Here is a 12,709-nt window from a genome sequence, read left to right on the forward strand (position 1 = left end):
AGCAGATTGGCTCTGGAGGCCGCCGCATGAAACCATCCGCCTCCGGGTTGCGGCGTTCGCGCCTGCGCCAGTTCTTTCGCGTGGCCCGGCGCTTCTGGACCGGGCAGAGCCGGCTGCGTGCCTGGGGGCTCACGGTTGTCGTGCTACTGTTCGTCGCCGCCCAGCTCGGCGCGGCGGTCGGCGTCAACGCCTGGAACCGGTTCTTCTTTGATGCACTCGAAAAGCGTGACCTCGACAAGGTCTGGGCCACGGTCGCCTGGCTGCCGCTGATCATCGCGGCTTCGGCGGCATCGCTGTCCTGCCTGGTGATCAGCCGGATGCTGCTGCAGCTGCGCTGGCGCGAATGGTTGACGCACCGCCTCGCCGGCTGGTGGATCGCCGACCAGCGCTATTACCGGATGCAGTTCGTCGCGCCCGACCAGAGCGCGCCGGAATACCGCATCGCCGAGGATGTCCGTCTCGCCATCGAGCCCCTGGTCGAGTTCGCCATCGGTTTGCTCAGCGCCTTCGTCACGGCGGTGACTTTCGCCGCGATTCTCTGGCAGGTCGCGGGGGCGGCGCATTTCACGCTCGGCGGAACGCAGATCGTGATCCCGAGCTATATGGCGCTCGCGGCGATCGTCTATGCGGTCGTCGCCTCGCTCGCTGCCTATTTCGCTGGGCGGCCTCTGGTGCCGCGCATCGCCGCCAAGAACGAGGCCGAGGCTCAGTTCCGTGCCGAGATGACGCGTCTGCGCGAGAATGCCGAGAGCATCGCCCTGATCAAGGGCGATGCCGACGAGCGCGATTCCGTCGGCGAGAACTATGGCCGGGTCGTTGCCGCCTGGCTGAAGGTGATCCGGCAGCAGGGCGTCATCGCCATCGTGCTCAACACCAACGGCGCGCTGTTCCCGATCGTGCCGCTGCTGCTGATCGCGCCGAAATACCTGTCGGGCGAGATCACGCTCGGCGCGGTCATGCAGGTCGTCGCCGCCTTCAGCGCGGTGCAGGCGGCCCTGATCTGGTTCGTCGACAATTTTGTCCGGCTGGCGGAGTGGTTCGCCTCGGTGACGCGCGTCGACGAGCTGGCGGAAGCACTGGAGGCGCTCGATGTCGGCACGATCATGGAAGGCGAAACCCAGATCGAACTGGGCGAGAGCGACGATGGCGGCATCCACATCGCCGATCTTTCGATCGCCCACAGCAACGGGCGGATCGTCATCGCCGACGCGTCGGTGGTGGTTGCCGCCGGCGAAAAGGTGCTGATCGCCGGTGAAAGCGGGACGGGCAAGAGCACCCTGATCCGGGCGATCGCCGGGCTCTGGCCCTGGGGCTCGGGTTCGATCGCGCTGCCGCCGGGCAAGCGTGTCGCCTTCGTGCCGCAGAAGCCGTATCTTCCGATCGGCACGTTGCGCAACGCGCTGCTCTACCCGGAGGCTGAAAGCCGGGTTGAGGACACGGTCGTGACGGAGGCACTGCAGCGTTGCGGCCTCGCTTATCTCGGCCGCAGGCTCGATGAAGAAGAGCGTTGGGATCAGACTCTTTCGGGCGGCGAGCGTCAGCGCGTCGCTTTCGCCCGGCTGCTGATCCAGAAACCCGACATCATCATCATGGACGAGGCGACCTCGGCGCTCGACGAAGCCAGCCAGGACTCGCTGCTCGGCCTGATCGAGAGCGAACTCTCCTATGCGACGGTCATCAGCGTGGGACACCGCCCGGCCCTCGAGGATTTCCACGAGCGCAAGATCACCTTCGAGAAGCGCGAGGCCGGCGCGCACCTGACGTCGAAGCGCCTCAGCAAATCGCTCTGGCGGCTGTTCCGCCGCCGCGAGGCCGCCAACGATCGGCCCGACGCCTGAAAAAGAATCCGGATCGCTGCGAATTCCCGGCAAACCGGAACAAATCCTGGCCGAACGGGTTGAGAAGCCGACCCCGCCTTCAAGGGCGATCACACGAACGGGAGAGCGAAGATGACCACCGCCAGCCTTGCCCCCCTCAAGCGCGCTGCCACTTTCTTCGGCGGTATGGCGTTGGTCGTGACGGCGCTCACCATGGGTGCCTCGATCCAGAACGGTTTCGGCGAGAGCTCGGAAGCGGTGGCTCAGGCCAAGCTCCAGCGCGGTGTTCCGGCCGATGTCCAGTTCGCGGCGGTCAATCCGGCGGAAGTTCGCCGCGATCTCGCCCACCGGGTCGTTCCGACCTCGCAGCGCGAGGCCAGCCTCAGGGGCAACACCGTCCTGCGCTGAGCCGGGCCGGCGGCGGAACCGATCCGTCACTCGCGCGTAATTGATGTGCCTGACCAGCAAAGCCGCCGCGAGGCGGCTTTTTGCCGTGACGGTGAAGTTCGAGAACGAGCGGCTGGGGACGACCATGTACCTGCGTATTCGCCACGCGACGACCTATCGCTATGCGCAGCCGGTGCAGTTCGGTCCGCACCGTCTGATGCTGCGACCGCGCGATTCCTTCGATCTGCGCGTGCTCGACACTGCGATCGCGATCTCGCCGCAGGCCAATTTGCGCTGGATGCACGATGCCTATGGCAACCCGGTTGCCATGGCGGCGTTCGCGGGCACCGCCGATACGCTCGACATTGTCAGCGAGCTCATCGTCCAGCGCTTCGGTTCGGCCCTCCCCCGCACGCGGGTGGAGCCGGACATCGAGATCTCGGAGATCAGCTACACGCCGGCCGAGCGTGCCGTGCTCCAGCCTTATCTCGACCTTGCCGCCGCCGACCCTGCCGGAGCACTCGATATCTGGTTGCAGGAGTTCAGGGCACGGCTGAACGGCGGCCATCTCCTGCGGGCGCTGGCGCGCGAGATCAGCATGGGCCTGACCTATGCGGTCCGCTACGACGAGGGCACCCAGCACCCGCTCGATACGCTGCAGATCCGGATGGGCTCCTGCCGCGACTACGCCTGGCTGTTCATCGAGCTGGCGCGCCGGCTCGGTTTCGCCGCACGCTTCGTCACAGGCTATATCCATGACCGCTCGCCGGAGGCCGGGGGAACGAGGTCTGTCGTCGGCCTGACCCATGCCTGGGCCGAGGTCTTCATCCCCAATGATGGCTGGGTCGAGTTCGATCCGACCAACAACCTCGTCGCCGACCGGCAATTGCTGCGCGTCGCGGTGGCGCGGGTGCCTGCAGACGCTTCGCCGATCTCGGGCAGCTATATCGGTCCGACCGGCGCCTTCATCGGGCTCAGCGTCGGCGTCGAGATCACGCCGGCCGACGGGCTGGGCTGAGCCTCGTCACCTTTGCGCCTGACGGCATGGCCGAGGCGCCAGACGCCGAGGTTGCGGCCCTGCGGCGGGCTGATTTCGACCGCTTCTATCTGCATCAGCAGCCCTGCGAACAGGCGCGGCGGTGCGATCTGGGCGGTGTCGCGGTCCGTGGTGATGGCGACGTCGATGATCTCGTCGCCGGCATTCGTCACGGCGAGCGTAATGCCGATACCGGGCGCTGCCCGCAGCGCCCGGCTGACGACGTCGACGATCAGGAAACCGAGCGGAATGATCCGGTCGATCGGCAGCGCGGCCTGCGTCTCGACGCGGCTCTCGAACCGCTGGGTCCGGGCAAGGATCAGGTTCGAGATCATCGCGACGACGTCGTCGAGGAAGAGATCGATGCGTACCGGCTGCATTTCGCCATCGGCAAGGGTGAAGCGATAGGCGGCCGACAACACATGAACGCGGCACTCCGCGTCCGACAGGGCCATGCGCGCTTCGCCCTGATGGTCGCGCTTGGTGAGGCCGATATAGCTCTGCACCACCTGGAGACTGTTCTTGACCCGATGGTGCAGCTCGCGGACGAGGAAGCGGTTGTCGTCGAGCGCAAGCCTGAGCTTGCTCTGGCGCACCTCCTGCTCGTCGACCATCGTGTTGAACGCCTCGGCGACGCTGCGGATGTCGCGCGGCATCTCGTCCGAGAGCGCGACGCGGGCGCTGGCCGAACTGGACCGTTCCCGGGCGGTTTTCTCGATGCCGCGCAGCCAGCGTACGCAGTGCTGGTCGATCGCCTTCATATAGACCAGTCCGAGCAGGGTCAGCGTCAGCAGCGGAGCGAGCAAAAGCGTATAGAACTGGGTCTTCGCTGCCTGCTCCGCTGTACCGTCGAAGCTCACCACGACATAAAGATCCGGTTCCGCCACCATGCGGGCAGCGTAGGTCCGGCCCGGCCCGGCCCGGCTGTCGGCGGCCCAGTGCGCCATCTGTTCGGGTACGACCTCGACCTTGGGAAGCCATGATGCGTCGGCCTGCGCACCACCACGTGCGACCACGACGTCGCCACCTCTGCGCAGCAGCGCCGCCATCATGCCCTTGTCGCTGCCGCCGAGGTCGAAGGTGTCGTCGAGCGGGTCCGGCTTGGTCAGCAGGAGGGCATCGCCCTCGTCGAACTCGCTGTAGACAGCCAGATAGGAACGCCCTGCGATCGTGACCTGATCGTAGCGGGCCTTGGTGAACTCCGTGCCGCCCCAGAGCCTGATCGGTGGGCGTGTCGCGAGCCGGCCAGCCACTGCGGCGAGCTCGCCGGGCGGGATGCTGGCGTCGAGCCCGCCGATGCAGTCCGGCCGGCCGGACACCCGCAGCAACAGCGCTTCATAGCCCGAGACCGCAGCGATCGCCTTCTCGGCGACACGGTCACACATGTCGGATGGCGGCGATATCGCCCGGATGGTCGCGGCGCTGGCGACAAGTGAGCGCAGCGCGCCGCGATACCAGACGCGCGTGCGAACGGCGAAATCATCCGCCGCGCGCGTCTGCGCCGTTTCGATCGCCTCGTAGACGGTCCGATAGGTCGCGACCGCCGCGGCTGCCGTGAGGCAGGCGATCGGCAGGACGATCACGACCATCAGTGCCAGGAGGCGTCCGCGGACCGTCCTGAACAGCGAGAGCGCCATCAGCTGCCGACTGTTTCGGGTCCGGCGCGCTGGACGGCCGCGGTGATCCGATGATCAGGACCGAGATCGTCGATGCCGCCGATGGACAGCAATTCCGCCAGCTTGGATCGCGCCCGGTTGACGCGGCTCTTGATCGTGCCGATCGCGACGCCGCAGATCTCGGCAGTCTCCTCATAGGACAACCCGGTGGCGCCGACCATGATCAGCACTTCGCGCTGCTCCTCGGGAAGCTTCGCCAACGCTCTGCGGAAATCGGCGAGGTCGAGGTGGCTCTCCTGGTTGCCATGGGTGGCGAGCCGGTCGGCATAGGTGCCTTCGCTGTCCTGCACCTCGCGCCCGCGCTTGCGGTAGAGCGAGTAATAGGTGTTGCGCAGGATGGTGAAGAGCCAGGCGCGCAGGCTGGTTCCGGGCTGGAACTTGTCGGCATTGCCCCAGGCCTTGAGCAGGGTATCCTGGACCAGGTCGTCGGCGAGCTGCATCGACCCCGACAGCGACGCCGCGAAGGCGCGCAGGTTCGGAATCTCGGCGATCAGCCCATCCTTGAAATCAGCTGCGCTCATCGGCACCGCCCTCGGCCTTCAGCCGCCGTTCGGTATCTTCGAGCTGGGCCAGCAGCACCAGGAAGCGATCGGGGATCGGCGCATTGACGAGGTCGTCATAGTGCGCCTTGAGGGACCGGCCGATCGACTCCTGCACCCTCGGGTCGAGTGCCATCTCGTCGTCCGGCTCGGCTCGGGCCGCTTTGGGCGGATCGACATTCATCAGATTCATGATCCCTCGCTCCATCGGCGCGCCGCCATTCCGCCGGTCACACCAAACCACGTGTCGCACGCTCGTTGACACGCCTACGCGCGACTGCCCCGAAACGCACCTTCATTCGGCCCAATAACGAGGCCGAAGGCAAAAGGTTCCGCCGGGAACAAAAAATATTTTTCTTGTCATAACAGTGACTTGGGTGCTCTTCTCCAGCAACTTTGTCCAGAGCCGGATCCGATCGGGTTGAAGCAGCCCGACCGGTGAATCCGTCTCTCCATTTGGATGGAGCCCGGTCCGATCGGCTTGCACCGCAAGATGATCGATCAGGGTTCTCTGGGGGATAGCAAGATGTCGATCGCCACTGAAATCGCGCCGCACCTGCCGTATCTGCGTCGGTTCGCCCGGGCGCTGAGCGGCACGCAGGCCGGCGGCGACGCCTATGTCGTCGCGACGCTGGAAGCGTTGATCGCCGACCCCGGCACCTTCCCGCGCGAGTTTGGCCCGCGCGTTGGCCTTTACCGGCTGTTCCTGCAGATGTGGTCGTCCGTCGGGCTCAACACCCAGGCATCGGCGCCGGAAGCCGAACGCTCCGCTGCCGAGCGCAATCTCGATGCGCTGACGCCGCGCTCGCGCCAGGCCTTCCTGCTGCGGACGGTCGAAGGTTTCTCCATCGAGGAGGTCGCGCAGATCATGAACATCTCCACCAGCGACGCAACCGGCCTCGTGCAGACCGCCGGCCAGGAGATCGCCGAGCAGGTCGCCACCGACGTGCTGATCATCGAGGACGAGCCGATCATCGCCCTCGACATCGAGACCATGGTCGAGGAGCTCGGCCACAGGGTCACCGGTGTGGCCAGGACGCATCGTGAGGCGATCGCGCTGGTTGCCAAGAAGCGGCCCGGCCTGGTGCTCGCCGATATCCAGCTGGCGGACGGCAGCTCCGGCCTGGAGGCGGTCAACGAGATCCTCAGCGCCATCGAGGTGCCGGTGATCTTCATCACCGCCTATCCGGAGCGGCTGCTCACCGGTGACCGGCCCGAGCCCGCCTTCCTGATCACCAAGCCTTTCCAGCCGGAAGCCGTGAAGGCCGCGATCAGCCAGGCGCTGTTCTTCGACCGCCGCGCCGGCCGCAAGGCCGCCTGACTTTCCGCGTCGAGGTGACCGGGAACAAACCGGCCGCCCCTCGCGTTGCCCCGGCCCGGGCGATGCGAGGGAGATCGGTCATGTCCATGGCTTTGCTGGCGGCGTTAATCGTCGCAGCTTCTCTGACGGTCCTGTTCACGGCCGTTGGCTGACAGCATGTCGCGCCTCTCGCCTCTCTGGCCGGCAGCGATCGCAGCGGTTGGGCTTACCATCGGCAGTTCCGCATGGAGCCGCGAGACCCGGCCGGCGACCACGACGCTGCCCCCGTCCCGCCCCGCCTCCTTGCCGGCTCCTGCTCCGGCTCCCGTGCGGCCGGCCGCGCCGGTCGTGGTGGAGCCCGGCGCGACAGCTGAAGTCAGCGCCTGTATCCGGGTTCTGACCAGCGTGCCGGGGAACAGGATTCGTCCCGCTGGGACCGCGGTGAAGCCTGATTCGGAGGAATGCCGGGTGGTCGATCCAGTCGTTGTCGAGGCTCTGGCGGTTCGCACGGCTTCAGGTCCGGGACAGGTCGGATTGATCCCGCCTCCGACGATCAGCTGCGATCTGGCGCGCTCGGTTTCGCTCTGGCTCGACACGAGCCTGCAGCCTTTGGCCCGCGGGGCTTTCGGCCGTGAGCTGACGGCGCTTCGCGTCGGCGGCGGGCATGAATGCCGCCGGCGTAACCGTCAGACGCAAGGGCAGCTCAGCGAGCACGCCACAGGACGGGCGCTTGACATTTTCGCCTTCGAACTCGGTGATGAGAAACAGGGCGGAACGGCCGTATCAGTCGAGCGGCCCAGCGGCCTGGAGCAGATACGTTTTCTCGATGCTGTGCGCCAATCGGCCTGCGGCGCCTTCATGACCGTGCTCGGTCCCGGGTCGGACGCAGCTCACGCCAACCATCTCCATGTCGATATTCAGCAGCGCCGCGCGGCTTCGAGCCGCTTCTGCCAGTGATCTCTACCAGATGAGCCCGGCACAGTCCTATGACACGATCGTGAAGATACCGTCCGGAGTGTCGGACTGCGCGGCCGTTGGCGGCATGCGCCGTCCACACGACCAGCTCTCGCGCCGGCGGGCGAGCTCGGCCAGCGCGGAATCATGGTCGAAACCCTCGCGCAGAAGTTGTTCGAGCTCCCAGAATGGCGGAAGATCACGCGCCAGCGTAGGGGTTGGGAATATCCGCACCGGGTCAGTCCGTCCTTGCTTTGGCATTTGCGCGCCCACTGGTCTGTTCCCGTTAACGCGAGCACCGGATTGAGGTTCCGGATTATTTGGGAACTATGGAACGATTGCGGCGCTTTGGTGCGGTTTCGAGGCGGCTTGGATGGTAGAAGGTTCCGGGCTGGGTGGAGATCGGATGTTTCCGGGGCAGGGTGCAGGAGAGCGCGAATGAGACGTCTGATCGCAATGATCCTCCTGATGGCCGGGCCTAGCCTGTCCGCTGCTCCAGCCCTGGCGCAGAGCGGCGCGCCGGCCGGACGCCTGACCTGTACGATCGGCGCGGGCCTTGCTCAGGCCGTCGCGACCCAGAGGCCGCTCGACTGCCGCTTTCGGCCGCGCCGCGGACCGCTGCAAAATTATTCGGGTGTGATTCGCGGCTTTGCGCTCGATGCCAAGACGGTCGGGCGCAGCCTGCTCGCCTGGCGGGTTTATGGTCCCTATGCGCGTGCGCCCCTTGGCGTTCTCAGCGGAGCCTATGCCCGCAAGCAGGGCGAGGTCGCCCTGACCGGCAGCCATGACGGCGACGTGCGACTGGTACCGCGAGCCCTGCCGCTGCAGCGTGGCGCCAATGTCGCCCTCGGCGTCACCGACTTCGAGCTCAATCTCCTCCGCGCGCCGCGCAAGCGCTGACCAGCGGATACTTACGCTTTCCTAACCATATCCAGCCAATTTGAGTTGAATTTGAAGGGATCGGGGCAGACAATCCGCCTCAGAACGGAACAAGGCCGACCAAGCGGGCGTTCAACAGGCTCTACAAGCAGGCAACTGACTTGGGGCATGTCGTGAAGTTGGAAGGTGATCTGGGGCTCATGTCCGGTATTCGGGTCCTCATCGTCGAGGACGACCCCTTTATTGCGATGGATATCGAGAGCGCGGTGAGCGAAGAGCTCGGCGACGCTGCCGAATTGATCGTGGTCGAATCGGTGTCGCAGGCGCGACGCGCCGCCGATGAGCCGCTCGATTGCGCCCTGCTCGACATCGATGTCGTCGGCGGCAAGACCTTCGCCATCGCCGCCAGTCTGCGCGCCAAGGGAACCCCGCTGGTCTTCGTCTCCGGGTCGGCGCCGAGCGAGGTGCCGCCCGAATTGCGCGACGTGCGCTTCGTGCGCAAGCCCTTCTCTGCCGACGAGCTCGGCCGCTTCGTCTCCAAGGCCGTGAACAAGCGCTGAAGAACGGCTTATTCCGCCGCTTCCTCTTCGGCCGGCTGCTCCCGTTTCGGAAAAGTGACGGCGACACGCGTGCCCGGCCGCGCGGTGCCGGGCGATAGCGGCGTGATCTCCATATCGGCCCGCATGCTGCGCAGCAGGGCGTTGATCACGGATTTGCCCAGTCCGGCTGTCGGCTGGTCTTCCGGCATCCCGATGCCGTCATCCTCGACCGAGAGGACGAGATTCTCCTCGGGCGTGCGGGCAAGGCGGATCGTGATCCTGCCGGGGGCGTGGTCGGGGAATGCGTGCTTGATCGCGTTGGTCACCAGTTCGTTGATGACGACGACGAAGGAGACGGCATCCCGTCCGGGCAGGCGGATCGCGTCCATCGCCAGCGCGATCTCGATCGGCCGCCCCTCCGCTGCCTTGCCGATCTCGGCCAGGAGGTCTTCCAGATAGGGCCGGGCCTCGATCTCGTCGGCCTCGATATCGAGTCGCAGGCGGCGTTGCCCGGCTGCGATCGCCTGGATGCGCGACTGCGCCTGGGCGAGCGCCTGCTTGACCGCCGGCTCACGCGTCTGCCGGGTCTGGACATTGAGCAGGGCGGAGACCATCGCCAGATTGTTGCCGACACGATGGTTGACGTCACGCAGCAGCGCCTCGATGCGCAAACGCTCGTTCTCAAGCTGGAGCGTGCGCTCGGCCACCTTCCGTTCCAGCTCGGCATTGGAGCTCGACAACGAGACCGTCCGGCGGTGTCGAACCCGCAATTGCAGCCAGGCCGCGAAGCACAGGCCGGCGAGGGCGACGAGGATGCCGACGCTGGCGAGCACGCGGCGGCGCGCCTCGCGGCGGCTGCTGGCGGTCAGGCGATGATTCTCCTCGAGCTGGATCGTGCTGACGATGTCGCGCAGCTGCTGGGTGAGCCGGTTGCCCGTGCCCTGGGCCACCAGCGTGGTGACGTCGTCGCGCTTGCCGGCGCGCATCAGCGCGATGGTCTCGGCCATCTCGGCGAGCTTGCGGATCGTGATGGCCCGGGCGTGTTGTACGCGCTCGGTCTGCGTCGGGCTGTAGGCGGTCAGAAGCTCGATCTGGTCCAGGCTCGGGATGAGCTCTGCCCGCCGCTCGTTGTACGGTTCGAGATAATGCTCGTCGCCGGTGAGCAGGAAGCCGCGCTGTCCGGTTTCCGCGTCGAGCAGGTTGCTGAGGAAGCGCTCGCTGCGCTCGCGTATGTCGATCGATCGCGAGACCAGCCGCGATGCCTCATCCGCCTGGATGTTGATCCAGCCGGCGATGAGGACGGCGGCCGCGACGATGACGATCGCGATCGCCGCCGAGGAGGCGGTGTAAAGGCGCGTACCGAGCAGGGGTAGTCCCGGCAACAGCCAGCGTGGACGAAGCTTCAGCTGGGCGTTCATCGTCGCCTTGAATAGACGCTGAAACCCGATCGCCCAAGGTAAAAAGACAGGTCCGTGCGAACCGACTGCCGAAAGTCGATCGACTCAGGGAAGGTCTGCCTTATTTTTCAGCGTCGTCATCGCCTTGCGCGAACTGGCGCCCGAGGATGAGCCCGAGCAGCACGACGCCGCCGACCAGCCCGGCACGCCAGCCGAGCTTGCGGTTGCCGACCAGCGAGGCCGCGATCGGAGCGGCGGCGACCGCAGCAGCCAGGCGCCGGTCCGGGCGCGGCCGGTTCTTCACATAGAGCGCGATGCCGAGCACGAGCAGCGCAGTGACGAGCAGCCCGCCCGCGATCGCCAGGCTGGCGATGATCGCCCCGTAATGCAGCGTCAGGACGGTGTGCAGCGCGTCGAGGCCGTAGCCGACGGCACCGGCCGCCAGCAACCCTGCCAGCAGATAGAGCACGAGAACCGTGACGTTGCGGCGCACGACGCCGCCGACCTCGCGCGTGACCAGACCGGTCAGCCCCCCCAACATGGTCAGCGCGCCGACAGGAAGCCGACGAACAATCCAACCGCGGCTGCCAGGCCGAGCGCCCGCAGGGGCCGCTCGCGGATCTCGCGGATGATCAGCTCTTCCAGATCGCCGGCCTGCTCGCGCGCGACGGCGGCCATGCGGTCGGTATCGACTCCGACCGATCTCAGCTTCTCGCTGACCGTCGCGGCGAGATCCTCGGCTCCACGCGTCAGGCTGGCCTCGATCTCGTCCGCTTCATCCTTCACACGGCGGCCGGCGCTGCGAGCGCGCTCGGTCGTATCGGAAGCAGCGTCTGCCACCTCGTCCCTGGCGCGTTTGGCCGAGGCCGCGGCCTGTCGCTTGGCGGTGGTGCTGGTTGCGGCCATCAACGGCTCCCATGATGCTGGATTCGACGACGATGCCACGCGCGGTGACGTGGCGCAAAGCTCAACGCACCAGCGCCGGAGCGGTTCCTGACGGGGCATCGCTGGCGGGGGACGCTTCGCTCGCGGCTTCTTCGGCCTCCTGAAGCGCCTTGCGGTAATTGGCGACCTCTTCGCGGGCGACGAGGGCGACGAGCAGGATCGGGGTCGAGAGCACCGCCCCGACCGGCCCCCACAGCCAGAGCCAGAAGATGAAGGAGATGAAGACGAGGAAGGGCGAGATCGTCAGGCGGCGGCCGACGACGATCGGCGTCACCGCATTGCCCTCGATCAGATGGACGATGAAATAGGCCACTGCCGGCCAGGCCGCGACGAGCAGTGAGGATGGCGACAGCAGGCCGGCTGCGAAGAACGCGACCGTGACCATGATCGGCCCGATGAAGGCGAGGTAGTTGAGGAAGAAGGCGAGCGCCCCCCAGAACACCGGATAGGGCAGCCCCGCCCACCAGGCGATCGCCATCGAGATAACGCCCATGCCGAGATTGATCAGCGTTACCAGGCCGAAATAGCGGGCCGTGCGGGTCTCGATTTCCTGGAAGAAGCTGCCTGCCGATTTGCGCGCGCCGCGGCCGAGGCAGAGCCGAAGCGTGCGGGCCTTGAGATGGCGCCTTGTCGCCAGCCAGAAATAGACGGTCGCGACGAAAATCAGGAGTCCGCCCGCGGCCGCGGTCGAGGAGACTGCGATCGAAACCAGCGGGTTGCCGTCGGAGACGCTGACCTTGGCGCCGTCGCTTGTGGAGAAATTCTCGGCGAACTTCTTGAAGTCCTCCATGAAGGCGAGAACGCCGACGAGCTTGAACTTCAGCGCGGTCACCATCTTCGGGAACTGATCGCTCCAGGCGGCGATCGGGACGGTCAGCGTGCCGATCAGCAGCAGCAGCAGGGTCGCCCCGAAGAGAACCACCAGCGCCGCGGCAAGGTGCTGCGGTACGCCGCGCCGCACCATCGCGTCGACCGGGGGCCCGAGCACCAGACCGAAGATCACGCCCGCGGTTATCGGCAGCGCGATGACACGCGTCAGGTAGAGCGAAGCGGTGGCGAGGATGACGAAGATGCCGACGATCGCATAACGGACGATCAGGTCATGGTCCTGGGGCGTGATTTCGCTGGAGGGCGTATCGTCCTCCGGTTCCGCCATGTAGCGAGGAAAGGGACTCCAGGCCGAGGCGTTGAGCATGTTTGACCATCCAGCGCGCTATTGCGCCCCCCGGCGCACCTCGGC

Annotated in this window: 14 protein-coding genes; 7 read left to right on the forward strand and 7 right to left on the reverse strand. The window is 66.4% G+C overall.

The features are described 5' to 3' along the window. Nucleotides 1–26 precede the first annotated feature (26 nt). From ACWIGM_RS27055 to ACWIGM_RS27065, 3 genes are all read left to right on the forward strand, one after another. Complete coding sequence (locus ACWIGM_RS27055; protein WP_454029073.1) at nucleotides 27–1,838, forward strand: ABC transporter ATP-binding protein/permease; 1,812 nt, start codon at nucleotides 27–29, stop codon at nucleotides 1,836–1,838. Nucleotides 1,839–1,949: 111 nt separating this feature from the next. Then, entirely contained in the window at nucleotides 1,950–2,225 is a 276-nt protein-coding gene (locus ACWIGM_RS27060) for a hypothetical protein (RefSeq protein WP_454029074.1), read from the forward strand. 85 nt (nucleotides 2,226–2,310) lie between these two features. Further along, nucleotides 2,311–3,222 carry a transglutaminase family protein gene (locus ACWIGM_RS27065; protein WP_454029075.1) on the forward strand — a complete coding sequence of 304 codons (912 nt, stop codon included), beginning with the start codon at nucleotides 2,311–2,313 and terminating at the stop codon, nucleotides 3,220–3,222. Here ACWIGM_RS27065 and ACWIGM_RS27070 read toward each other — a convergent pair. From ACWIGM_RS27070 to ACWIGM_RS27080, 3 genes are read right to left on the reverse strand one after another with little or no spacing between them, the layout of a single operon-like run. Further along, a complete protein-coding gene (locus ACWIGM_RS27070) occupies nucleotides 3,147–4,877 on the reverse strand; it encodes a sensor histidine kinase (RefSeq protein WP_454029076.1) in 1,731 nt (576 codons plus the stop codon). The genes ACWIGM_RS27065 and ACWIGM_RS27070 overlap by 76 nt on opposite strands. Further along, a complete protein-coding gene (locus ACWIGM_RS27075; protein WP_454029077.1) occupies nucleotides 4,877–5,437 on the reverse strand; it encodes a sigma-70 family RNA polymerase sigma factor in 561 nt (186 codons plus the stop codon). The genes ACWIGM_RS27070 and ACWIGM_RS27075 overlap by 1 nt, the downstream gene beginning before the upstream one ends. Beyond that, a complete protein-coding gene (locus ACWIGM_RS27080) occupies nucleotides 5,424–5,648 on the reverse strand; it encodes a NepR family anti-sigma factor (RefSeq protein ID WP_454029078.1) in 225 nt (74 codons plus the stop codon). The genes ACWIGM_RS27075 and ACWIGM_RS27080 overlap by 14 nt, the downstream gene beginning before the upstream one ends. A 333-nt stretch (nucleotides 5,649–5,981) precedes the next feature. On the opposite strand from ACWIGM_RS27080, the gene ACWIGM_RS27085 reads away from it, so the two are divergent. The 4 genes from ACWIGM_RS27085 (at nucleotide 5,982) to ACWIGM_RS27100 (ending at nucleotide 9,148) form a co-directional block, all read left to right on the forward strand. Then, the gene (locus tag ACWIGM_RS27085; RefSeq protein ID WP_454029079.1) at nucleotides 5,982–6,776 is read left to right on the forward strand and encodes a response regulator; all 795 of its coding nucleotides are present in this window, start codon (nucleotides 5,982–5,984) and stop codon (nucleotides 6,774–6,776) included. A 156-nt stretch (nucleotides 6,777–6,932) separates the two neighbouring features. Beyond that, nucleotides 6,933–7,712: an extensin-like domain-containing protein gene (locus ACWIGM_RS27090; RefSeq protein WP_454029080.1), complete on the forward strand. Its 780-nt coding sequence runs from the start codon at nucleotides 6,933–6,935 to the stop codon at nucleotides 7,710–7,712. A gap of 435 nt (nucleotides 7,713–8,147) precedes the next feature. Further along, nucleotides 8,148–8,609: a DUF992 domain-containing protein gene (locus tag ACWIGM_RS27095; RefSeq protein ID WP_454029081.1), complete on the forward strand. Its 462-nt coding sequence runs from the start codon at nucleotides 8,148–8,150 to the stop codon at nucleotides 8,607–8,609. Nucleotides 8,610–8,788: 179 nt separating this feature from the next. After that, nucleotides 8,789–9,148 carry a response regulator gene (locus ACWIGM_RS27100; protein WP_454029082.1) on the forward strand — a complete coding sequence of 120 codons (360 nt, stop codon included), beginning with the start codon at nucleotides 8,789–8,791 and terminating at the stop codon, nucleotides 9,146–9,148. 8 nt (nucleotides 9,149–9,156) lie between these two features. On the opposite strand, the gene ACWIGM_RS27105 is transcribed toward ACWIGM_RS27100, so the two are convergent. The 4 genes from ACWIGM_RS27105 to ACWIGM_RS27120 form a co-directional block, all read right to left on the reverse strand. Continuing rightward, nucleotides 9,157–10,545 (reverse strand): sensor histidine kinase, encoded by a 1,389-nt coding sequence (locus ACWIGM_RS27105; RefSeq protein WP_454029083.1) that lies wholly within the window; start codon nucleotides 10,543–10,545, stop codon nucleotides 9,157–9,159. Between the two features lie 100 nt (nucleotides 10,546–10,645). Continuing rightward, nucleotides 10,646–11,065 (reverse strand): hypothetical protein, encoded by a 420-nt coding sequence (locus ACWIGM_RS27110; protein WP_454029084.1) that lies wholly within the window; start codon nucleotides 11,063–11,065, stop codon nucleotides 10,646–10,648. 2 nt (nucleotides 11,066–11,067) lie between these two features. Next, nucleotides 11,068–11,430 carry a glycine zipper domain-containing protein gene (locus ACWIGM_RS27115; protein WP_454029085.1) on the reverse strand — a complete coding sequence of 121 codons (363 nt, stop codon included), beginning with the start codon at nucleotides 11,428–11,430 and terminating at the stop codon, nucleotides 11,068–11,070. A 61-nt stretch (nucleotides 11,431–11,491) separates the two neighbouring features. Next, entirely contained in the window at nucleotides 11,492–12,664 is a 1,173-nt protein-coding gene (locus ACWIGM_RS27120; protein WP_454029086.1) for an AI-2E family transporter, read from the reverse strand. Nucleotides 12,665–12,709 lie beyond the last annotated feature (45 nt).

It is taken from the genome of Allobosea sp. NPDC055332 (genome assembly GCF_053645455.1).

Coding starts and splice junctions, on each gene's coding strand:
- ACWIGM_RS27115 (WP_454029085.1), bottom strand. CDS start 11,430: ATGGCCGCAACCAGCACCACCGCCAAGCGACAGGCCGCGGCCTCGGCC.
- ACWIGM_RS27110 (WP_454029084.1), bottom strand. CDS start 11,065: ATGTTGGGGGGGCTGACCGGTCTGGTCACGCGCGAGGTCGGCGGCGTC.
- ACWIGM_RS27105 (WP_454029083.1), bottom strand. CDS start 10,545: ATGAACGCCCAGCTGAAGCTTCGTCCACGCTGGCTGTTGCCGGGACTA.
- ACWIGM_RS27095 (WP_454029081.1), top strand. CDS start 8,148: ATGAGACGTCTGATCGCAATGATCCTCCTGATGGCCGGGCCTAGCCTG.
- ACWIGM_RS27070 (WP_454029076.1), bottom strand. CDS start 4,877: ATGGCGCTCTCGCTGTTCAGGACGGTCCGCGGACGCCTCCTGGCACTG.
- ACWIGM_RS27060 (WP_454029074.1), top strand. CDS start 1,950: ATGACCACCGCCAGCCTTGCCCCCCTCAAGCGCGCTGCCACTTTCTTC.
- ACWIGM_RS27080 (WP_454029078.1), bottom strand. CDS start 5,648: ATGAATCTGATGAATGTCGATCCGCCCAAAGCGGCCCGAGCCGAGCCG.
- ACWIGM_RS27085 (WP_454029079.1), top strand. CDS start 5,982: ATGTCGATCGCCACTGAAATCGCGCCGCACCTGCCGTATCTGCGTCGG.
- ACWIGM_RS27075 (WP_454029077.1), bottom strand. CDS start 5,437: ATGAGCGCAGCTGATTTCAAGGATGGGCTGATCGCCGAGATTCCGAAC.
- ACWIGM_RS27100 (WP_454029082.1), top strand. CDS start 8,789: ATGTCCGGTATTCGGGTCCTCATCGTCGAGGACGACCCCTTTATTGCG.
- ACWIGM_RS27090 (WP_454029080.1), top strand. CDS start 6,933: ATGTCGCGCCTCTCGCCTCTCTGGCCGGCAGCGATCGCAGCGGTTGGG.
- ACWIGM_RS27120 (WP_454029086.1), bottom strand. CDS start 12,664: ATGCTCAACGCCTCGGCCTGGAGTCCCTTTCCTCGCTACATGGCGGAA.
- ACWIGM_RS27055 (WP_454029073.1), top strand. CDS start 27: ATGAAACCATCCGCCTCCGGGTTGCGGCGTTCGCGCCTGCGCCAGTTC.